The organism is Fluctibacter corallii, from assembly GCF_025751585.1.
Classification (GTDB): domain Bacteria; phylum Pseudomonadota; class Gammaproteobacteria; order Enterobacterales; family Alteromonadaceae; genus Fluctibacter_A; species Fluctibacter_A corallii.
In genome coordinates, this window is sequence record NZ_JAOWKX010000007.1 from 189,385 (window position 1) to 209,892 (window position 20,508).

22 protein-coding genes are annotated in these 20,508 nt (G+C 44.7%); 6 read left to right on the forward strand and 16 right to left on the reverse strand.

Annotation, left to right across the window (positions count from 1 at the left end; translation table 11 throughout):
- Positions 1-141: 141 nt before the first annotated feature.
- The 3 genes from OE749_RS14095 to bioH all read right to left on the reverse strand — a co-directional run bounded on the left by OE749_RS14095 (position 142) and on the right by bioH (position 2,340).
- On the reverse strand, positions 142-1,131 hold the full coding sequence (locus OE749_RS14095; protein ID WP_263713106.1) for a putative metalloprotease CJM1_0395 family protein: 990 nt from the start codon (positions 1,129-1,131) through the stop codon (positions 142-144).
- Positions 1,132-1,146: 15 nt separating this feature from the next.
- The gene (locus tag OE749_RS14100; protein ID WP_263713107.1) at positions 1,147-1,470 is read right to left on the reverse strand and encodes a hypothetical protein; all 324 of its coding nucleotides are present in this window, start codon (positions 1,468-1,470) and stop codon (positions 1,147-1,149) included.
- 96 nt (positions 1,471-1,566) lie between these two features.
- Positions 1,567-2,340, reverse strand: coding sequence for a pimeloyl-ACP methyl ester esterase BioH (gene bioH, locus OE749_RS14105; RefSeq protein WP_263713108.1), 774 nt, complete (start codon positions 2,338-2,340; stop codon positions 1,567-1,569).
- Between the two features lie 70 nt (positions 2,341-2,410).
- Here bioH and OE749_RS14110 point away from each other — a divergent pair, with 70 nt between their 5' ends.
- On the forward strand, positions 2,411-3,106 hold the full coding sequence (locus OE749_RS14110; protein ID WP_263713109.1) for a ComF family protein: 696 nt from the start codon (positions 2,411-2,413) through the stop codon (positions 3,104-3,106).
- On the opposite strand, the gene OE749_RS14115 is transcribed toward OE749_RS14110, so the two are convergent.
- On the reverse strand, positions 3,087-5,645 hold the full coding sequence (locus OE749_RS14115) for a M14 metallopeptidase family protein (RefSeq protein ID WP_263713110.1): 2,559 nt from the start codon (positions 5,643-5,645) through the stop codon (positions 3,087-3,089). The genes OE749_RS14110 and OE749_RS14115 overlap by 20 nt on opposite strands.
- A 192-nt stretch (positions 5,646-5,837) precedes the next feature.
- Between OE749_RS14115 and nfuA the strand changes: the two genes are divergently transcribed.
- Positions 5,838-6,416, forward strand: a complete 579-nt coding sequence (gene nfuA / locus OE749_RS14120) for a Fe-S biogenesis protein NfuA (RefSeq protein ID WP_263713111.1) — start codon at positions 5,838-5,840, stop codon at positions 6,414-6,416.
- 249 nt (positions 6,417-6,665) lie between these two features.
- On the opposite strand, the gene OE749_RS14125 is transcribed toward nfuA, so the two are convergent.
- Positions 6,666-8,000, reverse strand: coding sequence for an MATE family efflux transporter (locus tag OE749_RS14125; RefSeq protein WP_263713112.1), 1,335 nt, complete (start codon positions 7,998-8,000; stop codon positions 6,666-6,668).
- 21 nt (positions 8,001-8,021) lie between these two features.
- Here OE749_RS14125 and OE749_RS14130 point away from each other — a divergent pair, with 21 nt between their 5' ends.
- Positions 8,022-9,077, forward strand: a complete 1,056-nt coding sequence (locus OE749_RS14130; RefSeq protein WP_263713113.1) for a polysaccharide deacetylase family protein — start codon at positions 8,022-8,024, stop codon at positions 9,075-9,077.
- Positions 9,078-9,091: 14 nt separating this feature from the next.
- Here the strand turns inward: OE749_RS14130 and OE749_RS14135 are convergent, their stop codons facing one another.
- Genes OE749_RS14135 through OE749_RS14160 form a run of 6 tightly spaced genes read right to left on the reverse strand, consistent with a single transcriptional unit; the run spans position 9,092 to position 13,601 of the window.
- Positions 9,092-9,718, reverse strand: coding sequence for a GNAT family N-acetyltransferase (locus tag OE749_RS14135; RefSeq protein ID WP_263713114.1), 627 nt, complete (start codon positions 9,716-9,718; stop codon positions 9,092-9,094).
- On the reverse strand, positions 9,715-10,362 hold the full coding sequence (locus OE749_RS14140) for an SCO family protein (protein ID WP_263713115.1): 648 nt from the start codon (positions 10,360-10,362) through the stop codon (positions 9,715-9,717). Before OE749_RS14140 ends, OE749_RS14135 begins: the two co-directional genes overlap by 4 nt.
- A complete protein-coding gene (gene cyoE, locus OE749_RS14145; RefSeq protein ID WP_263713116.1) occupies positions 10,359-11,279 on the reverse strand; it encodes a heme o synthase in 921 nt (306 codons plus the stop codon). Before cyoE ends, OE749_RS14140 begins: the two co-directional genes overlap by 4 nt.
- 10 nt (positions 11,280-11,289) lie before the next feature.
- The gene (locus OE749_RS14150; RefSeq protein ID WP_263713117.1) at positions 11,290-12,267 is read right to left on the reverse strand and encodes a COX15/CtaA family protein; all 978 of its coding nucleotides are present in this window, start codon (positions 12,265-12,267) and stop codon (positions 11,290-11,292) included.
- A 13-nt stretch (positions 12,268-12,280) separates the two neighbouring features.
- Positions 12,281-12,874: a hypothetical protein gene (locus OE749_RS14155; protein ID WP_263713118.1), complete on the reverse strand. Its 594-nt coding sequence runs from the start codon at positions 12,872-12,874 to the stop codon at positions 12,281-12,283.
- Complete coding sequence (locus OE749_RS14160) at positions 12,861-13,601, reverse strand: SURF1 family protein (protein ID WP_263713119.1); 741 nt, start codon at positions 13,599-13,601, stop codon at positions 12,861-12,863. Before OE749_RS14160 ends, OE749_RS14155 begins: the two co-directional genes overlap by 14 nt.
- Positions 13,602-13,619: 18 nt before the next feature.
- On the opposite strand from OE749_RS14160, the gene OE749_RS14165 reads away from it, so the two are divergent.
- Complete coding sequence (locus OE749_RS14165) at positions 13,620-13,829, forward strand: DUF2909 domain-containing protein (RefSeq protein ID WP_263713120.1); 210 nt, start codon at positions 13,620-13,622, stop codon at positions 13,827-13,829.
- An 18-nt stretch (positions 13,830-13,847) separates the two neighbouring features.
- Here the strand turns inward: OE749_RS14165 and OE749_RS14170 are convergent, their stop codons facing one another.
- From OE749_RS14170 to lexA, 5 genes are all read right to left on the reverse strand, one after another.
- Entirely contained in the window at positions 13,848-14,732 is an 885-nt protein-coding gene (locus tag OE749_RS14170) for a cytochrome c oxidase subunit 3 (RefSeq protein ID WP_263713121.1), read from the reverse strand.
- A gap of 12 nt (positions 14,733-14,744) precedes the next feature.
- On the reverse strand, positions 14,745-15,305 hold the full coding sequence (locus tag OE749_RS14175; protein ID WP_263713122.1) for a cytochrome c oxidase assembly protein: 561 nt from the start codon (positions 15,303-15,305) through the stop codon (positions 14,745-14,747).
- Between the two features lie 11 nt (positions 15,306-15,316).
- On the reverse strand, positions 15,317-16,906 hold the full coding sequence (gene ctaD / locus OE749_RS14180; RefSeq protein WP_263713123.1) for a cytochrome c oxidase subunit I: 1,590 nt from the start codon (positions 16,904-16,906) through the stop codon (positions 15,317-15,319).
- Positions 16,907-16,916: 10 nt separating this feature from the next.
- The gene (gene coxB / locus OE749_RS14185) at positions 16,917-18,029 is read right to left on the reverse strand and encodes a cytochrome c oxidase subunit II (RefSeq protein ID WP_449757742.1); all 1,113 of its coding nucleotides are present in this window, start codon (positions 18,027-18,029) and stop codon (positions 16,917-16,919) included.
- Between the two features lie 433 nt (positions 18,030-18,462).
- On the reverse strand, positions 18,463-19,086 hold the full coding sequence (gene lexA / locus OE749_RS14190) for a transcriptional repressor LexA (RefSeq protein WP_263713124.1): 624 nt from the start codon (positions 19,084-19,086) through the stop codon (positions 18,463-18,465).
- A gap of 222 nt (positions 19,087-19,308) precedes the next feature.
- Between lexA and alaE the strand changes: the two genes are divergently transcribed.
- Together alaE and OE749_RS14200 are read left to right on the forward strand one after the other, a co-directional pair.
- A complete protein-coding gene (alaE, locus tag OE749_RS14195; RefSeq protein WP_263713125.1) occupies positions 19,309-19,800 on the forward strand; it encodes an L-alanine exporter AlaE in 492 nt (163 codons plus the stop codon).
- Positions 19,797-20,507: an aspartate/glutamate racemase family protein gene (locus OE749_RS14200; protein WP_263713126.1), complete on the forward strand. Its 711-nt coding sequence runs from the start codon at positions 19,797-19,799 to the stop codon at positions 20,505-20,507. Before alaE ends, OE749_RS14200 begins: the two co-directional genes overlap by 4 nt.
- Position 20,508 lies beyond the last annotated feature (1 nt).

Genomic DNA, 20,508 nt, shown 5'->3' on the forward strand with positions numbered 1-20,508 from the left:
TTAGATCTGACGGTGACACTTTGCATAGCAAACAATACGTAATTGGAAAACAAGAAGAGCGTTGGTATGTAGGGTAAGATACGCGTTGTGTAACGCACACTGCAAATAACCTTCTTCCAGCTTTATTACACGCTAGGTATCTTATGCCTGAAGCGCGAGGCCATCTTCTTTAGGTGCACTGACACTACCGTAAAAGCCTTCAATCACCGCAACACGTTGCAATGTTTGTTCGTCGCGGCTTGCCAAACGTTCACGCATCGCCGCAGCCGCTTTATATTCGCTATCGTCCACTTCTAGGCCTACAGCTTCAGCGACGGGATCACTCTCTTCTAACGATCGAGTCGGCGGGCCAATATCACGCCCATCGACGATTTCATCGAGATCGGGAACATTCTGCGAAGGTGTGGTCGCAGTACCTGATTGGCCCTCAGCATTTTCAAACGCGCTGTTATAAGCTTTTTGCGCCTCTTCAGTGCGCTGCTCAGCCATCTCTGCACGGGCTTCCTGTGCTTTTTGTGTTGCTTCATTTGCTACGCGTAAGTCTTGAGGTGACGGCTCCGCTGGAGCTAGAGCAGCAGCCTTAACTTGCTGCATTTTACGCAAGGTTTCTTCCGGTGAACTTTCTTCAGAAATGTCGATAGACACCTCACCGCCAACCGCATATTGCTTGCCATCAGGGCCGTTTTCATACTCGTACTTAGGCGCACCTGCGTATTGGCCACCCACTGAGGCGTGAGCTTGCTCGTGGTTACGAACTTCTAAATCACGCGCTTTTAAATCACGAATTTCACGTTGTTCAGCTTGCTCTTGTTGCTGTTGTTGGCGTGACTCGGCTTCTTCCTTACCAGCACTGGGGTCTTCAGCGTTATCTTTGTTCGCTTGGTCATCAGCACGTTCTGCATTCTGTTGTTGCTGATTTTGAGGTCGCTCGTAAGTAACGGGTTGTTGATTCGTACCCGGTTGTTTGACGCGGTCAGACTCGGAGCCTAAGCCAGATTCCGATGCAGAATTTTCTGTACCCGCCGTTTGCGGTACAGTTTCACGCATGACATTATCTCGGCGCGCCGCTTCGGTGTTAACGTTCGCCGTTGTAAAAATAATGTTTGTCGGAAGCGGAGTTACAATGTTCATCTGTTTACAGCGTGTTTACGCTATCTCATCAATTAAACGCCCAATCGTTCTGTCGGCAACACTAATCACTTTCGCAGACGCTTGTGCGTATATACTGTTCTCTTTCAACGAAATTAAATCGTTGGTTAAATTTGAGCCTGTATTTGCTTGTGGCGTTGAATTACCCGCGTCAGCTGGGTTCGTTTGGCGTGCTGCATTTCCTTCTGCCTCGACGGACTCACGAATATTTTGACGCGCGATGTTAGAAGACGCCTCAGTGATCTCTTCAGACGCTTTCTGCAAACCGTAATTGCCACTCGCAAAGGCAGACTGCAAATTGTTCGAAACTTCAAAAGACATGGACTACCCCTCTCATACCTCTTGTACAATTATTATACAAAACGCGTGAAATTGGAAGTCTTTTCTTAATGATCACGCAGACAAATGAGGTGACAATTATAGCCCCTGATGCCAATTCAATAGGCCATCGATAAAGGCCTCTGGATGGGAGATAAAAGGCCCATGAGACGCATGATCGATAATGTGCTGAGTAACATTTTGATTATGCTGCATTAATTCAATTGCTGCTTTGGGAACAAGACTGTCGAGCTTGCCGAAGATCTGCAACATCGGTATAGAAATGGTTTGCATTTTTTCGCGTAAGTCGGTTTCAGATAAAATGACTAAGCCATTATGCAGCGCTACCTCAGATGGCATAGGGAGCTGTTCAACATGATGTTGAATGGTTTTAATATCGTTTTTGGCTGACGCGCTTCCCAAAGCCTGAATCGCCAGAAAGCGATCGAGTGTTTTTGTAAAATCACCTTTAAGTTGCTTTTCAAACATCGACAACACCGCAGGTTTAATTCCCGGCCAACTGCCTTCAGAAACAAATTTGGGTGTCGAAGCAACGGTAATCAGTCCTGCTAAATCTTGACGTGTCAAGGCAATATGCTGAGCGAGGAGTCCTCCCATCGACCACCCTAAAACACGGGCTCTACTTGGTATGTAGGCACTAACAACTGTAGACAGATTATTCAGTGTGTAAGGCATAATTGGATAGTGTGCATTACGTCCAAAGCCAGGTAAGTCAATGTAAGTAACGCGAAAATGGTCTTGGAGAAGATGGCTTATCGGCTGCCATACGCCACTATTTACGCCCCAGCCATGTAGCATCACTAAATCGGGACCATTGCCTCGCGTCTCTGTAAAAAGTGTACTTGTCTTCATTTCACTACCTGCTTACACTCACACCAAATGCAAGGATTGCACAAAAATGGGAAGTTTAGGGATTCAAGGAATGAAAACAAGTCTGACTAGTAGAATGATATCGCAATTACTGCCGATGAAACTGTGTGTTGCTTGTCATCAGCACACAGAAAATGCACTCTGCGATGTGTGCATTGCCGATCTACCATTTATTAATATGGATGTATTGAAGGGGAACATGCTGAACGAACCTTCAACCGCACAGTCTCTAGAATGCAAATTTATCGATCAACTCTATGTCGCTACAGAATACATACATCCCGTGAAGCGGCTGATTTCTGAATATAAATTTAGCGGGAAGCTCGCAATAGAGCAAAGCTTTTCACAGATATTTCACATTCATCAACGTTGGATGCAGCGCTATATCAACGCTCAGCGAATCATTCCCATACCTTTATCAAACAAACGGCTTTCTTCAAGGCTATTCAATCAAGCCTACGAAATAAGCAAAGCACTTTCACGTTTGATAGACGCGCCAATCGATCCAGTATTAATAAAACACAAAGAAACGCCACAACAAGCGTCATTAGATGCGCCCTCACGCAAGAAAAATATGAACAATGTATTTAGTCAAAAAAGACCTTTAGGCAGTCACCGCGTCGTAGTAGTGGATGACGTTATTACTACAGGTGCTACGGCGAATCATGCATGCCAAGTGTTAAAATCGCTTAACCCTGACATGCATATTACCGTCTTTGCGTTAGCGATTAGCCGTCCACATCGATGAACGGTGCCATATAAATTGCATTTGATAGCAAACGGCGCGTACCTAGCCAATAACCTCTGAACACCGGATTATCAGCAAAGGCAATCACGCGACCATAGCCGTTCGCATGTGCCACGATGGCAGCCGAGTTAGCGATCACGTCTTCCACCTCATCTGCAGCATAGCCTGCTCTAAGAGGCGTATCTGTGTACTGAGCGACCATTAGAAATGGCTTGGCGGGTTGCTTCATTACATGGGTATGATTTCTAAATACTGGCAACGTGTCTCGTGTATACCCAAATGCCAATGGGTGGCTGATATCTAAATGCGTGTTAAATACTGCGCCCGCTACCCGTTGCTTACCATGCAACGCTTCACGATCACCAAATTGCAAATCATCCGTTTTAAATGCATCTTGCAATAGACTCCGTTCTGCAAATTCTGCTTTTAACCATCCTTTTTCAGCAAACAATTTAGCGCCAGCTTTCTGGCCGATAAGCACGCCCCCTTGTTTCACCCAGCGTTCAATCTCTTTACTGAGTTCTTCATCGACGTCACCGTATCGCCCATTCACCCAAATCATATGTGAATATCGGCGCATATCGATAGAGTCTAAGCGTGATAATTCAACAATCGAGACAGGCATGCCAATGATTTTATCCAAATAATGCCAGGCCTCTCCAACTTCATACTGAGAAGTTTGCTCTCCGCCCACAATCAAGACTCGCTTCATCTCTAATGGCAGCATAAAACGGCTACCCAAGTCGATGCCTTGTGCTGTAAGCCCTGATATCAATGACCAAATTTTGATCCCGTGCTGACGTGAAGCCTCATTTAAGATAGCCGCTAGGTTGTCAGGCTGCATTACGGCACGCGGTATAAGAATACTGCCCTGTGCAAAACTGATTTCTCCCTGACTGGTTTTGGCTGCAAACGACTGCCCGGCAATTCGAGGGTTTACCCCATTTTTTATTAGGGTTTGCAACATTGCTGGCGCTTGGCTGTCTTGCCAAGAAAACGCATAAGCATAGGCACTTTCTAGCACCTTCTCTTGCTTGCTCGACTGAGCAACGTTTAATGTTTCCGTTGGAATATTACGCCATAATTTCTTATCAACAGGATAGAAGTCTAAGTTGTAGGCCAATGCCAAATTCCAGTTAGAAACATCATAAAACGTATTGTCTTTGAAGCGCTTGCGCTCAGAGAAAATCGACTTAATTAAGCGGTACTTGGGTTGATCTAAGGGAACAAAATAACTGCTGTCATGAGCAAATTTAATGTTATCTAACGTTACGTCTTTTTGTAACGATTTAACCTCTATTTCGTGCTTACTCAGAACATCAAGCAATTGCTTTATTTTGCTTTTGTCGTGACTCTCGCGAATCATGTAACCCGTTAATTCATCATCTTTAATCAGGTTGTTAGTTTCTTGATTAAACGTGTGCTGATGCGCAATTAACTTATCTTTGTTCGCGAGCGCACCGTCAAAGGTCGATAAAGTAGTCGTTACCTGATTTTGAATCGCTTCTGGGAAGCTTCTGTCGCCATTAATCGTTTCATGTAAATGACCGCGCGCACTGCCTTGCTCGAACAGTATACCAATCGTGCCTTGTGCATCAGGATAGGTAGAGCCTTTGCCATAGTAAAAGTCATCGAAGCTCTCTTGCGTGAAATAGAGTTGCTTTGCAGCATCTAAGGCTTTTGCATGATACTCGCCCAGTGCGTTGGTTAGCGTCACATTCTCTTCTGGCGTCCAAGGATTTTTACGAGACGCGATGCCTGGCTGAAAGAAGTAAGTCGAGTCGGCTCCCATCTCGTGGAAATCAGTAAGAACATGCGGTCTCCAACGTTGGAATTCTTTAATTCGCGCACGAGATTCAGGGTGAACCAGTAATAGCCAATCGCGGTTCAAGTCAAACCAGTAGTGGTTTGTTCTGCCACTTGGCCATGCCTGTACATGTTCTCTATGTTCACGATCACTGACCAGCGTCGCCCCTTTATGCATGTTGACCCACTGCGCAAATCGTGACAACCCATCAGGGTTCAACGCAGGATCTAACAAAACGACATTGTCTTTAAGAAGTTGATTCACTTTTTCGCCTTGCGCGGCAGCAAGATAATAAGCGATCAATAACGCAGCGTTACTGCCTGAAGCTTCATCACCATGCACACTATATCCCATCCACAGCACAAGCGGAGAAGACGCGTCAGGCGTTTTACCACTGCGCACCACTGCAACATGTTTTTCACGCAGCGCATCTAGGTTCTGTTGATTTTCTGACGACGTAAAGGCTAACAATAAAAGTGGACGATTCTCATGGGTTCGCCCCGTTTCTACTAACGATACACGATCTGACTTTTCGGCCAATGTACGCATATAAGTAACGAGTTGATCGTGTCTAACATGCCACTCTCCTACTGGGGCGCCAAGGATGTCAGCCGGTTTGGGTATACTGGCATCATATTTTACGTCACTAGGTAAGTAGTCGAGATCCGTTTTTGCTAGTGCTACGCCACTCACCCATACTAGCGCGCAAGCCATTAGCGTCATAAATCGCATCGTGTTGATCCTATTTAATTTTTCTTGTTAAGTGCATGATATTTCAGTGTCGGAGAAATTCCAATAATGGGCAAGAATTGCAATTAATTCTAATTAATTATTTGAAAATCTAAGAAATGACACCATTACTTGAGTGTTTTAGTCAGGTAATTTTGGTACGATATATATCATATTTGATGTCAGGATTTTATTATGATCACCATTACAGAAGCCGCACAAGCGCACTTCGTTAAACTGTTGGAAAAACAGGACGCAGGCACGAATATCCGTGTTTTCGTTGTTAACCCTGGCACACCAGGTGCAGAGTGTGGCGTGTCTTATTGCCCAGCAGACGCAGTTGAAGATACAGATACTAAATTGAATTTCAATGGCTTTGATGCTGTTGTAGATCAAGAAAGCGTGCCATTTCTTGATGATGCGGAAATTGACTTTGTTACTGACCAAATGGGGTCTCAGCTTACACTTAAAGCACCTAACGCAAAAGCGCGAAGAGTGTCTGATGATGCGCCTTTGATGGAGCGTGTTACTTACGTACTAGAAAGCGAAATTAACCCTCAACTAGCCAACCATGGCGGTCAGGTTATGCTAATGGAAATTACTGACAAAGGTGAAGCCATTTTACAATTTGGTGGTGGTTGCAACGGGTGCGCGATGGTAGATGTTACCTTAAAAGAAGGAATAGAGAAGCAACTACTGTCAATGTTCCCAGAGGAGCTGACTGCGGTAAAAGATGCCACAGAGCACGAAGCTGGAGAGCATTCGTATTACTGATTAAATCAACAAAGATGATGGTGCGTCATATCATTTTTAGATTAGGCCAAAACCCAGAACAGAGCTGGATGCGGTTTAAGTTGGGCCTAATCTTATTTTGTGTTGGTGCGTTTCTCATTTTTGCTGGTGCCTACTTTTGGATGTGGTTCCAACTTCCTGCCATGGTATTTCTACTCATCGGCTTGGGTTTCGCGGCAAGAGGCTACATAGGCATTGCCGCCAACCGCTTTGCCAAGTTCATTGATAAACCTAGAATTTCCCCGACACTGTTCGACGATAAAAGTCCACCCCCAAAGTAAGCCCCCTCGCTAACATTAATCCTAACAGGGATATCCAGAGGCCAACATTTTCCAGACTCTCAGTCAGCCACCATAGTGGGAAAAATACTAATACCGCGCTGATTACCATGGAATTGCGCATCGTTTTCGCATGAGTCAACCCAATATATACACCGTCGTACAAAAAACACCAATGGGCAACTAGTGGTAACACAATAATAAACGGCAAGTACTCAGTAGATGCTTGTTGCAATGCTTGTTGATCGGTAAGCACGCGAACTATCTCTTCGCCCCAACAATAGAAGGTCAATGCATATAAAGCTGCGAAGCACGAAGACCACCAAAGGCCACGATACGTATCTAATTTGACTCGATTCAAATCTTTTTGGCCTTTTGCTTCACCAACCAATGCCTCAACGGCATATGCGATAGCGTCAAGCCCAAGCGCTATCAAAACAAAAAATTGCATCAGTATCGCATTCACAGCGGCTATTTGCGTTCCGAGCCTCGCGCCCTGATAAGTGACAAAGGCTAAACAAGCTTGCAGTGCCAAATTTCGAATTAACATGTCGGTATTAAGCGTAAATACCTGTGTAAACGCATTTGGCTGAAGCCATTTATAGCTAAATGGCATAGCGGGAATGCGTTGTATGATACACACAATACTCAACACTAAAATACTGTACTCCGCTATCACGCTTGCCAATGCTACGCCTTCAACCTGCATATCCAAGTAAAATACAAAAACAACATCCAGTACAGCATTTATCAGGTTGCCAACTATCTGTATGATCAAGACTTGGCGTGTACATTGTCGACCAATGAGCCAGCCAATTAATGCTAGGTTGATTAATGCCGCCGGTGCCCCCCATACTCGCACATAAAAATATTGAGACACGCTGGTTAATAGCTCGCCTTGGGCATCGGCAAAGTAAAGGCCAAGTGATAAAAGTGGCGATTGCAGCATCACCACCAATGCACCAATCATTAGCCCAATCGCGGCATTTTGAACTAAGACTCTACCAGCTTCGTCGAGGTTACTTTGCCCTTTAGCCTGGGCACTCAGTCCCGTAGCAGACATGCGGATGAATCCACACACCCAATAAAGTTGGGTCAAAATCAAAGCGCCAATAGCAGCACCTGCAAGAAAATGACTCGCAGGCAAGTGCCCCATTACGGCCGTATCCACTAGTCCTATTAATGGCGTAGTAATATTTGCCAGTATCATAGGAAACGTTAGAGAAAGAAGACGAAGGTGCTCTTTTTTATCTAGAAATGTTGCTACACTAGAAAACAATTTGACCATAAAGAATTAATGTTCTTATTTATGAAACTGATTTTAAAATACTGTGTTCTGATATTTACACTAATCCTCGTCGCAACGAAAGCACAGGGTGAAGATAACGGTGTGATTCTCGTTTATCACCACGTTAGCACATCTACGCCTGCCAGTACGTCGATTTCACCCGAGAAGTTTAAAAAACACCTCGATTATCTATCCGAACATCACCACGTCATGGCATTGGGAGAAATGGTGAACAAGTTACAGCGTGGCGAATCACTGCCGCCGCGTTCCGTTGCAATCACCTTTGATGATGGTTACCGTAATATATTTGAAAACGCGCACCCGTTACTTCGTGAAAAGGGGATTCCATACACGGTTTTCATCAACCCTCCACAGATTGAAAAACGGAATGATCAACTGACTTGGCAACAGGTAAAAACAATGAGTAAAGAAGGGGTGACGTTTGCTAATCACACAAGCGACCACCGCCACTTATTGGAGCAAAAGCCTACCGAAGATCAACATCAATGGCTTGAGCGCATCACACAAGATATTAATGAAGCACAACAAGCACTTGTTGAGCAACTGGGAGACGCCCCAAAATGGCTGGCTTATCCGTATGGTGAGTATTCACAAACATTGAAAGAACGCGTTTTAGAGCTAGGCTATATTGGGTTTGGGCAACACTCTGGTGCAGTAGCGTCATTCAGTGATTTCGGCGCGTTACCCCGCTTTGCCGCAGCGGGTATTTACGCCAATTTAGATACCTTAAAAGTAAAGCTTAACAGTCTGGCAATGCCGGTAACGAATAAAACCCGTCAAGATCCTTTCACTCCTTTTATCGGTACGCAGCCATTACAAATTATAACGCTAGAAACAAGCGATCTTAATACGTCTCAGGTGAATTGCTTTTTCAATGGTAAATTCATGGAGACAGACAAAACTTCCACTACAGTAGTGATTAAGCCACCTCAGCCTCTTGCTGCAGGCCGAACCAGAATTAATTGCACGGCGCCAAGTAAAACACAAGCAGGGCGTTTCTATTGGTATTCTCAGCCGTGGTTTGTTCCTAACGCTGATGGAAGTTGGCTTGAATAAGCCACTAGCAAAAATTACAACGACAGTTTCATATGAAAGTGGGGCATAAGCCCTATTTTCTTGCCGCCTTCGCAAGGAAAGTGTTGTCCTGTAATGGCGAAACCAAATCGTTCGTACAAGGTGATAGCAGGGAGGTTATGGCACTCGACATCTAGCTCCAACCCTCGACGATTCAGTTCGATTGCTTTAGCTTTTAGCGCGTTTAATAACGCCGTACCTTTCCCACTACGCCGCGCACTTTCTTCGATAGCAATATGCCCTACGGGCAAATTTTCAGGCTCTGGCAGGCAGATAACTTTATCAAGATACTGGGCTTTCAAAAGCACAGACTTAACGTGTAATTCACCATAAAAATGAATAAACGTTCTTATGGTTGCTTCTCGCATTTGTGCATTGTTAAGGCGCGGCCAGTATGCCGCACATCCTTGAATAGCCCGCTGTGGATCTGAAGGCTCTGGCGAAATTACGATGTGCTGACGATAACTAAAATGCCCATTATCTTGAGCAACCGCAAAAAGAAGAAATTGAGATGCACACAGTGACGGCGAAATATCTAGCACGCCAGTAAGGCTCGCTTTGCCAGACATTTTCACTAACGTCGCTAATTGCGGTACATCATCGGGACTGGCTTGTCGAATCATATATTGCCGTAGTTTTCCAATATGTAAGGCATATCAGTGATAATTTGTTCGCCATCACTAACAGCGAGCTTTCCCGGCTCCATTACAGGTTTAAATCGTCCGACGACGTGGCCGTTAGGATTAATTACCACCACCGAACCGCTGTGATCCACCAGATATTCTCCGTCTGATGTGTCGTCGGCGATGGCATACATCATTCCCATACTTCTGATCAGAGGATAAAGCACTTTGTGCTCGGCCGAAGCTGCAACAAATTCTGGATGAAAAAACGCAATGTATTCAGCCAATCGTTCTGTGGTATCTCGTGCGGGATCAACGCTAATAAACAGCACTTGTATCGGCTGCTCTGATTGTATTGACTGCAAATCGGGGTAAATTCGTTTAAGCTCTACCAGTGTAGTTGGGCATATATCTGGACAAAACGTGTATCCAACAAAGGTAAGCGTCCATTTCCCTTCTAACCAATCAGGGCTAAGCATCTCTCCTGAATGCGCTGTCAATCCAAAGTCGCTTAGTGCCCTTGGCTGAGGATACGCTTGAAAGTAATTCGCTTTAGGTGCAGGCGGCGCAATATAAATGGATAACACTCCCCCTAAAATCAGAGCGATAGCGGCAATTATTCCAACAAGAGTACGTTGTGTCATAAGCTGTACTTAAAATAGTGGTCAATGAGAAGCACCACAAACAGTACCATCAAATGCACAATAGAAAAACCAAAGGTCTTCATTGCCGTACTGTCTTCACATGCAAACTTCAGTTTCCAAGCATAATATAAAAATCCAGCATTGAGTAACGTTGACCCAACTAAGTAGATAAGGCCCGTCATCCCCACTAAATAAGGCAATAAACACACAATACCAAGCAATACGGTGTACAGTAATACCGACGTTTTTGTAAATTCTACGCCGTGGGTAACAGGAAGCATGGGGATCTCAGCTCGCTCGTAGTCTTTAACCCGATGTATGGCCAACGCCCAAAAATGGGGGGGTGTCCAAGTAAAAACAATCAGAACCAATAATAACGCATGAGGGTGCAATTGGTTGGTTACTGCTGTCCACCCCAATAATGGCGGAATAGCGCCTGCAAGCCCACCAATCACGATATTTTGAGGCGTTGCACGCTTAAGATACATGGTATAAATAAACGCGTACCCCACCAACCCAGACACCGTAAGCCATGCGGTGAGGGTATTCACCCACAGCGCTAAAATAAGAAAACCTAACACTGCTAAAGTAGCCGCGAACACAATAGCGCGGGAAGGTGACACTTTTTTCTTCACCACGGGACGATTAAAGGTGCGTGCCATTTTCGCATCAATCCGGTGATCGACAACATGGTTAATGACTGCGGCTGCAGATGACAAACACCCAATGCCAATCATGCCCGCTAACAGTACTTGAAGGTCAACCCAATCAGGTGTCGCCAAACACATTCCCACTAGCGCCGTAAGCAACAACAACAATACCACTTTGGGTTTGGTAAGTTCATAGTAATCACGCCAAGTGGTTTGAGGCCGATAGCTTGCAGATTTATTCGATTCAACCGCGAGTGACTTACCCATGTCCAAACTCCTATGTTTTTCGATAAAGGGTGTAGCATAAGCAGATCATTACCAGTAACAAACACGCCGCTGTTGCATTGTGTAAAACGGCAATAAAAATAGGAAGACTAAATACAACATTGCTTACGCCAAGTAATATTTGCACGCTAACCACAACAGTTAACAGTACTGCCAAACCTCTAACAAGCCCGGATGAGGCAGACTTATAGAGCTTCAATGCCAGCCAACAAAGATAAATAAACGTGATAATGGCACCAAAGCGATGCGCTATATGCATGGTCATGCGTTGTGCATAGTTATGGACGCCATACTCGTAATTGTCAGCTTCTGGCACACTAAATGCGCCAGCAATATCCAGCCTTGCCAGCCAGTTTCCTTCGCATATTGGCATTTCGGTGCACGCCAAGGCAGCATAGTTCGCTGATGTCCAGCCTCCCAGAGCAATTTGCCCAACAAGAATAGCTATTCCTAATAAGCTATACTTGCCTAAACTTTGCATCATCGGGTCGCCACCAGGAATACGATAGGGCGTTAAGCGTAGGTATAGTAAAAATAAACACCCCAACACGCTAAACCCACCAAGCAAATGTCCCATCACTACAACGGGGAGTAAGTTCAGCGTAACAGTCCACATACCTAGTGCAGCCTGAAATATCACTAGACACAGCAAGAAAAACGGTAATTTCAGCGGCTGGTTGTATCCGCGCTTAACCACGCTCACAACAAAGATGGCTAGAATAAATAACCCAAGAGCCCCCGCAAAATAACGATGTATCATCTCATTCCATGCTTTGTGAGCTTCAACAGGTCGTTCTGGAAAGTTGGCTTCTGCTTGGGCGATACGGGCGTCAGTTTGCGGCACAGTTAAATGGCCATAACATCCAGGCCAATCAGGGCAGCCAAGGCCTGCGTCAGTTAATCGTGTATACGCGCCAAGAATAATGACGACAAACGCTAAAGCGATACTCGCCAACACCAACTTTCTCATTACTTCCATTCCCCTAACCGATTCGGGAGAGTTTTAGCAACTTCCTCAAATCAGATAAAATATCGCGGCTTTTAAGCACAGCTTCTTGTTTTTGTTGTTGTATTGGGTAACGCAATATGACGTTATCCAACGTGTCAATGATGAAAATACCACCAGTTTCGACTGAGTTAAACACATTGTTTACTTTTTCATCTTCACTCATTAACAAGGCAAAATGGTGATCCGCAGCGATATCACTCACGCGTTTCACATCGCTGTTGGGTGTCCATACAATAACCGACTCTACCCGATCTTGTTCTTTGCCTAATGCCTGATGAAGTTGAGACAAACTAAATATTGCGTTTTCACACGATTGATCGCAGTTAGTCGGCATAATATACGCAATACGCCATTTTTGACTGTGAGTGGAATTGATAGGACTAAAGTCTAATGCGGGGTTGAGCAGCTCCCCTTTATTTGTTGCTCCTCGATTAAACCAATCATAATCCAGCGCAAACTTAGCGAGTATCACCGGCAATATAAACGCAATGATAAAGGCAATGACTGCAAAGTTATTTTTTGACGTTTTAGATTCAAACGTGGCGGAAGGCGCATTATTTGATGTCATTAGATCGGATTCCTTTTCTTATCGCTACGGCCGTTACAATAATGCACGCGGCCGCCAGAGCGAACCATTGAATGGCATAGCCAAGATGTTTTTGTGGAGACATCACCACGGGTGTCCATTCACGAACAAACTTAGACGACTCATCGGGGTCAGCAAGTACGACAAAAGGCGCTAGCGGACTACCAAAAAAACGCGACATCAACGCAATATCAACTTGCTGAATTCGCATTGGCCAGGTATCAGTTGAGTTAGCGGTTTCAGTAATCGCGGGGTTTCTCCTCGGCAAGTAAAGCGTACCTTGGATCGTCATGGGTAATTCCTGCACGTTAATATCTGGCAAATCATTTCTCGACTTAGGTGCGTTTATCCAACCCAAGTTAACCAATACAAAGCGCATGTCCATCTCCATTGGAATAAGCACTTCGTAGCCAACACGTCCATTATTTATTCGATTATCTAACAGGAATATATATTCTTTTTGCCAATTTCCAGATATGGTTAAGGGGTAATCTTCAACCTGATCAAGATTTTTTGGTAGGTCGTAAATAGAAAGAGGCGCACGTTGTTGCCTTTGCTCTATCTGAGTTAGCCGCTGATGCTTGTCATCGGCACGTTGTAATTGCCAGATACCGAGCGATGTCATCGTTAACGACGCGATAACTGCGACAATCGCGCCCCACAGACCTCGACGAGAGTACTTATTGGTACGCACTGTCGACACACTCATAATATGGGAGCGTTCATCGTGTTGGTAAAAATAATCATTGGCTTACTGCTCATTTTCATGGTGTTTAATTTGTTCAAGGCGATGGTCATTATGCTGAAAAACAACCCCAATGGTGAGCCAATGAGTAAGTATATTGGCAGACGCGTACTGACATCGGTGATCATTATTGTTGTATTACTACTCGCCATCGCTACAGGGCTTATAACGCCGAATCCACGGCCTTATTAGGCCGTGACGTATTGGGTATCAGAGAATATAAACAAAGAAAAACAGCATTACCCAAACCACATCAACAAAGTGCCAATACCAACTACCAGCCTGAAATGCAAAGTGGTTTTCTGGGGTGAAATGACCTTTCAATACTCTAAAGAACAACACGATAAGTATGATCGTTCCAAGGGTCACATGAAGCCCATGGAAACCTGTAAGCATAAAGAAGGTATTGCCGTATATGCCCGATTGAAGGGTTAAATTCATTTCTCTATAGGCGTAAACGTATTCTTCAACTTGAAGCAACAAAAAGGCAAGCCCAAGTAAAATCGTTACACCAAGCATAAGCTTTAAGCGCCCACGGTTTTTCTCTTCTAATGCAACATGAGCAAAGTGACAGGTAACAGAGGACACAAGTAAAATTAACGTATTCGCCAAGGGTAAGCCATACCAGCCCATTGCAGTGGTTTCAATTCCGCCAGGTGTTCTCAGTAACGGCCAAACGGCCTCAAATTCTGGCCACAAAATTTGCCCCGTCATTTCATTATTTGACGCGCCCCCTAACCATGGAACCGCAATGACACGGGCATAAAAAAGTGCACCAAAAAACGCAGCAAAGAACATCACTTCCGAGAAGATAAACCAAGCCATGCCTTGTCGATAGGAGCGTCCTAACTGATTACTGTGCATACCTTGCATAGATTCGTGGATTTGATTGTTAAACCACCCAACAAGCATCACCAGTAATGTGATAATCCCAGCTACCAGAATCCATCCACCAAAACCATCCTTGCCTTTTGTAACCTCTACTACATAATTTCCAGCGCCTACGGCAATCAAGAACAAGGCGACGGCACCAACGATTGGCCAAGGGCTTTGTTCGGGCACATAGTACTTTTCGTATTCTTGTTGTTGTGACATGTCGTCCTCCTTTTACCCTTGGTTGCTCGCCACTTCCTGTGCAGAGGAAGTCACATCGTACAAGGTGTACTGAACTGTAAAATACGTAATATCTTTTGGCAGTTGTGGGTCTACGTAAAACTTCATTGGCATCAGCGCTTCTTCTTTGCCATTTAAAGGCTGATGGTTAAAACAAAAACACTCTGTTTTATTTAAATAAATTGCCGCAGTGCCAGGAGACACCGAGGGTACGGCCTGACCAACAATGGGGCGGTTAAGGGGATTTCTGACATAAAATGCCACTTCGTTCATTTCGCCGGGCCGAACGCGAATACGCTTGGTTTTGGCTTCGAATTGCCAGGGCATGCCTGTATTTGTCCGCGTAATAAACTCAACCGTTACCCAACGGCTCTCGTCAATTTCTACACTCTGATAAACACTCGCAGTATTCGACGTTTTTCCATTGATACCGGTAATATCGCAAAACACATCATAAAGAGGTACTAAGGCGAATCCGAATCCAAACATCCCAATCACAATCGCCACTAACTTGAGTACCATTTTGCTGTGATTGGGTGTGTTTTGCATGGTCATTGTCTTAGCCTTTACTTGATAACCGGCGGCGTCTCAAAGGTGTGGTAAGGCGCAGGCGATGGCAATTCCCATTCAAGCCCTTCAGCCCCTTCCCATACTTGTGGAGAGACTGCCTCTCCCTCTTTGCGACACGCCTTAATCAGTAGCCACAAGAAAATCAATTGCGATAAACCAAACGCAAAGCCTCCAATACTGATCCATTTATTAAAGTCAGCAAATTGCAATGCATAGTCAGGAATACGTCGAGGCATACCAGCCAAGCCAATAAAGTGCATGGGGAAGAACAACACGTTGACTGAAATAAGCGAACACCAAAAATGCCATTTAGCCAAAGTCACATCAAACATTTTGCCCGTCCATTTAGGCAACCAGTAATACACTGCCGCCATAATGGAAAAAACCGCGCCGGTTACGAGTACATAATGGAAATGAGCAACGACAAAATAGGTGTCATGGTATTGGAAGTCGACTGGCGTGATAGCGAGCATTAGTCCAGACAAGCCGCCAATAGTGAACAGCACAATAAAGGCTAAGGCAAATAGCATCGGCACTTCAAAGGTTAACGCGCCTCGCCACATTGTGGCGACCCAGTTAAACACTTTCACACCCGTAGGGACGGAGATTAACATGGTCGCCATCATAAAAAATAGTTCTGCTGCCAGCGGCATACCGACAGTAAACATATGGTGTGCCCATACAATAAACGACAATAATGCAATCGACGCTGTGGCGTACACCATAGAGGCATAACCAAACAATTTTTTGCGAGAAAATGTGGGAACAATCTGCGAAATAATGCCGAACGCTGGCAAAATCATAATGTAAACTTCTGGATGGCCGAAAAACCAGAAAATATGCTGGAATAGCACAGGGTCGCCGCCACCTGCCGCATCAAAGAAACTCGTGCCAAAATACTTATCGGTTAACACCATTGTTACCGCGCCCGCAAGCACTGGCATGACAGCGATTAGCAAAAAGGCGGTAATGAGCCATGTCCATACAAACAGCGGCATCTTCATCCATGTCATGCCAGGTGCGCGCATGTTGAAGATGGTCACTATCACGTTGATAGCCCCCATAATCGAAGACGCCCCCATGATGTGGACAGAAAATACAAACAACGCCGTAGAATCACTACTATAGGTAGTAGACAGAGGAGCATAGAACGTCCAACCGAATGCTGGGCCGCCTCCTTCAACAAACAGCGAAGACAGTAAAATAATGAAGGCAAAAGGCAGGATCCAGAAGCTCCAGTTATTCATTCTGGGCAGCGCCATATCGGGTGCGCCAATCATCATCGGCACGAGCCAGTTTGCTAATCCAGTAAAAGCGGGCATCACGGCACCAAAGACCATAATCAGTCCATGAACCGTTGTCATTTGATTGAAGAAGTCAGGTTCGACTATTTGCAATCCCGGCTGAAATAATTCAGCCCGAATCACCATCGCCATTGCCCCTCCCACTAAAAACATAATAAAGGCAAACCATAAATACAGCGTGCCGATGTCTTTATGATTGGTGGTAAATAACCAGCGCTTTATTCCAGTAGGTGCGCCATGATGATGCGCGTCGTGTTGGGTGTCGTGTGTTACTGTACTCATCTCCAATCTCCTACTGGCCATTCATTAACGCGTTAACATCTTTGGCTTGCACGGTTTCACCTGTGCTGTTGCCCCAAGCGTTACGTTCATAAGTAATTACCGCAGCGAGCTCTTTCAGGCTGAGTTGCTTTCCGAATGCCTGCATTGCCGTTCCGGATTTCCCGTTAACAACAATATCGATATGGGCTTGCATATCATGCTTCACCATTTGGCTGCCTTTTAACGGAGGAAACACACCTGGTAAGCCTTCTCCATTTGGCATGTGGCATGCTGCACAGGCGCTAAGATAGACTTTTTCACCCGTTGTCATCAGTTCGTCCATTGTCATATTCATGGCCAAAAGCTTTTGTTCTTCTTCTTTGGCTTTACGTTGAATATCCTCTTGCTTAGCGATCCAAGCATCGTATTCTGCGGGTTCTTTGGCGATGACAACAACTGGCATGAAGCCGTGGTCTTTTCCGCATAGTTCTGCGCACTGACCACGGTAAATGCCAGGCGTATTGACTTTCGTCCACGCTTCATTGATAAATCCTGGGTTCGCATCTTTTTTTACAGCAAAATCGGGCACCCACCACGAGTGAATCACATCGTCACTGGTGACTAAAAATCGTACTTTTTTGCCTGTGGGAATCACTAAAGGGCGGTCAACTTCAAGTAAGTAGTTCTGGCCTTTTTCAAATTTATTCTGAATTTGTTCAGGTTGCGTGGCGAGTATTGAGTAGAATGACACGTCATTATCCATATACTTATAGTGCCACTTCCACTGAGAGCCCGTCACAAGTACCGTGACATCTGCCGATTCAGTATCTTCCATCGCAATTAATGTATTGGTAGCGGGAATCGCCATAAAAATAAGAATAATAAAAGGAATAATTGTCCACGCAATTTCGACTTTCACACTCTCATGAAAGTTAGCGGGTTTCACCCCACGAGACTTTCGGTGAAACAGTATGCTGTAAAACATCGCACCAAATACGATGACGGCGATAACAACACAAATGATGAACATAAGCATGTGAAGGTCATACACCTCACCGCTGATGTCCGTCACTCCTTTCCTAAGGTTCAGTTGATATGCATCAACGGTGTCTTCAGATGCTGCCAACACTGGCAAAATCGCCAACGATGACAGAACAAAGATTAACGCACGAGACAACACATGTTTCACTCAGCACCTCCTCTGTCCATTATCCTATTCCTTTTAAGGAGTATGGCTTAAAACCCCAACAAGATGGTTAATGTTCTGACAGCTTATTGTTATTCTTTTGTTAAAAGATGTATAAGAAATACTCAATTTAGAGGATGGAGTCTAGTAATTTTATTATTTTTTAATCTTTTTGATTATATTTCACACAATCGTAAAGGTAATTTATTTTCTCTGAGATAATTATTAGGGATTACGGCAAATGACTCATTTACCTAGCAATTCTTCTGAACAGTAAATACCGGAGTGGAAATAGGTGGGAAGGCCAGTCGATTGGCTAATAAGGCACATTGCAGACTTAAGAAGAAACCTATCCATTAAATCTGCAATATCACTCAAGACGCTGGAATGTTTACATCCAATCTGCGTTTCGGATTACGCCAACCGCGATGCCTTCAACGCTGAAAGGCTGAGAAGCTAGGTCGACTTTGATAGGCGAGAATGCATCATTTTCAGCATGCAATAGAACTTCACGGCCGCGCTTTTCGAGCCTTTTAACGGTAACGTCATCCTCAACTCGCGCCACAATCACTTGCCCGTTATGCACATCGGTTGTTCTGTGTACAGCCAGCAAATCGCCATCTAAAATACCGATATCTTTCATACTCATGCCATTTACACGAAGCAAAAAGTCTGCGCTTGGTTTAAATAAGTTGGGGTCGACTTGATAATGACATTCAACATGCTCCTGCGCGAGAATAGGTTCACCCGCAGCGACACGACCAATTAGCGGTAACCCTTGCTCTTCCTCTTCATCGTTAGCAGGCACATTCAGTTTAATACCACGCGATGTTCCCGGAAGAATTTCAATGACCCCCTTTCGCGCAAGCGCTTTAAGGTGCTCTTCGGCGGCATTAGCAGAACGAAAGCCTAATTCACGTGCGATTTCTGCACGCGTTGGCGGCATACCTGTGTTAGCCATGGTCGTTTTAATTAGTTCGAGAACTTCTTGTTGTCTGGGGGTTAGTGGACGCATAAACAGCCTGTTTTTCCATACAGTTTACCTGTGAGTATATCCAGTATAGCGGAGATCTCAATGATTTATTTCGATTTTTCAGTTTAGGCTTTGTTATAGCTTTACTATCAGGCGTGTCAAAAACCTTACATGGTTTAAGGTTTTAATCACCGTTAATCGCTTTACATCAACGTCTTTCAACTGAATAATCCCGCCACGTTAAATGTGAGTAGTTTTGTAGCAATGAAGCGGTGGCGAGAAAAGTTTTCTGAGAAGTGGCGAGTTAGGTTCATTGATATTTGGGCAATGAACAGCTTTTCCTATGCTGTCGCTTTGCCAATAGAACTCGTCATTGCTGGTATGAGCTGGCAAGAGCATGTAAAAGTCAGAGCGGTAGCTTTGCTTCTCAATACGCTGGTGGCACGCCCTTTTGGTGTGTGGAGAGAATTCGTGTTCATCAAATTGGGGTTATCGCACCATCAACATTGGTTTCGATTATACCTTGGCGATACGCTGGTATTTCTATCATTCCAAATGCCCCTTTACTTGGGCAACATGTACTTGGGGGGCGCTGATAGCATAGAGATGCTCAAAGCCGCACTTACCGTGAGTCTCATTGCTGGATTATTAGGAAGACCCTACGGCATGTACTTAGATTGGTTAACACGCAAATTCCTAAACACGATTCCTAACGTTGACAAAGCAGTTTCACAAACATCGATGGTGAAGTCATGATAAAAAATACAATTCAATCTAGTCACGTGGTGGTTGGCGTCATCGCGGGAACAATGACTGACACACAATTTGGTCTTAATTATCTTGAATCTCAAAATACAGTTGGGTTCGGTCTAAGCATTTCTCACACACCGCAAGCGCAAACCAATTTGCAAGCCCTTGATCGCATTACCCTAACCGAACTTGTAGAGCAAACCATTACGACATTGGTCAATGAAGGCGTGAATTGCATCATGATTTACTGTAACTCCCTCTCTGGGGCCATTGATCTTGAACGCATTCATGCTTTCTCACCTGTGCCAGTCGTCACGCCATTAGAGGTGTACCAAAACCTGACTCATCAATACCGTAATTTCGGGTTGCTGGCGGCCAATTGCCAAAGCTGTGCAAACATCGAAAAGAACATCCTCGCAACTAATCCAACAGCCAAAGTGATTGGGATTGGCAACTTGCAAATTGTTGAAGACATAGAAGCGGGGCTCGATCCCGATATGATTGTTAATCTTCATGCATTACGCGAACTTACCAGTGCTTTGGTAAAAAGTGGTGTGCAAATTTTAATATTAGGTTGCACACATTTTGATTATATTTATGATGCGCTAGATAGCGTCACCCATGATATTCGCCTCTTCCTGCCATCAGAAAAAATGCTAGAAAATTTGCAGCGCCGCGTCGAGATATCACCAACACAGCTAAGCGTAACGTAAA

What these genes read in the sequence shown, in the direction of transcription:
- OE749_RS14095 (WP_263713106.1), bottom strand. Translation starts at nt 1,131, where the DNA reads ATGAACATTGTAACTCCGCTTCCGACAAACATTATTTTTACAACGGCG.
- OE749_RS14100 (WP_263713107.1), bottom strand. Translation starts at nt 1,470, where the DNA reads ATGTCTTTTGAAGTTTCGAACAATTTGCAGTCTGCCTTTGCGAGTGGC.
- bioH (WP_263713108.1), bottom strand. Translation starts at nt 2,340, where the DNA reads ATGAAGACAAGTACACTTTTTACAGAGACGCGAGGCAATGGTCCCGAT.
- OE749_RS14110 (WP_263713109.1), top strand. Translation starts at nt 2,411, where the DNA reads ATGAAAACAAGTCTGACTAGTAGAATGATATCGCAATTACTGCCGATG.
- OE749_RS14115 (WP_263713110.1), bottom strand. Translation starts at nt 5,645, where the DNA reads ATGCGATTTATGACGCTAATGGCTTGCGCGCTAGTATGGGTGAGTGGC.
- nfuA (WP_263713111.1), top strand. Translation starts at nt 5,838, where the DNA reads ATGATCACCATTACAGAAGCCGCACAAGCGCACTTCGTTAAACTGTTG.
- OE749_RS14125 (WP_263713112.1), bottom strand. Translation starts at nt 8,000, where the DNA reads ATGGTCAAATTGTTTTCTAGTGTAGCAACATTTCTAGATAAAAAAGAG.
- OE749_RS14130 (WP_263713113.1), top strand. Translation starts at nt 8,022, where the DNA reads ATGAAACTGATTTTAAAATACTGTGTTCTGATATTTACACTAATCCTC.
- OE749_RS14135 (WP_263713114.1), bottom strand. Translation starts at nt 9,718, where the DNA reads ATGATTCGACAAGCCAGTCCCGATGATGTACCGCAATTAGCGACGTTA.
- OE749_RS14140 (WP_263713115.1), bottom strand. Translation starts at nt 10,362, where the DNA reads ATGACACAACGTACTCTTGTTGGAATAATTGCCGCTATCGCTCTGATT.
- cyoE (WP_263713116.1), bottom strand. Translation starts at nt 11,279, where the DNA reads ATGGGTAAGTCACTCGCGGTTGAATCGAATAAATCTGCAAGCTATCGG.
- OE749_RS14150 (WP_263713117.1), bottom strand. Translation starts at nt 12,267, where the DNA reads ATGAGAAAGTTGGTGTTGGCGAGTATCGCTTTAGCGTTTGTCGTCATT.
- OE749_RS14155 (WP_263713118.1), bottom strand. Translation starts at nt 12,874, where the DNA reads ATGACATCAAATAATGCGCCTTCCGCCACGTTTGAATCTAAAACGTCA.
- OE749_RS14160 (WP_263713119.1), bottom strand. Translation starts at nt 13,601, where the DNA reads ATGAGTGTGTCGACAGTGCGTACCAATAAGTACTCTCGTCGAGGTCTG.
- OE749_RS14170 (WP_263713121.1), bottom strand. Translation starts at nt 14,732, where the DNA reads ATGTCACAACAACAAGAATACGAAAAGTACTATGTGCCCGAACAAAGC.
- OE749_RS14175 (WP_263713122.1), bottom strand. Translation starts at nt 15,305, where the DNA reads ATGACCATGCAAAACACACCCAATCACAGCAAAATGGTACTCAAGTTA.
- ctaD (WP_263713123.1), bottom strand. Translation starts at nt 16,906, where the DNA reads ATGAGTACAGTAACACACGACACCCAACACGACGCGCATCATCATGGC.
- lexA (WP_263713124.1), bottom strand. Translation starts at nt 19,086, where the DNA reads ATGCGTCCACTAACCCCCAGACAACAAGAAGTTCTCGAACTAATTAAA.
- alaE (WP_263713125.1), top strand. Translation starts at nt 19,309, where the DNA reads ATGAAGCGGTGGCGAGAAAAGTTTTCTGAGAAGTGGCGAGTTAGGTTC.
- OE749_RS14200 (WP_263713126.1), top strand. Translation starts at nt 19,797, where the DNA reads ATGATAAAAAATACAATTCAATCTAGTCACGTGGTGGTTGGCGTCATC.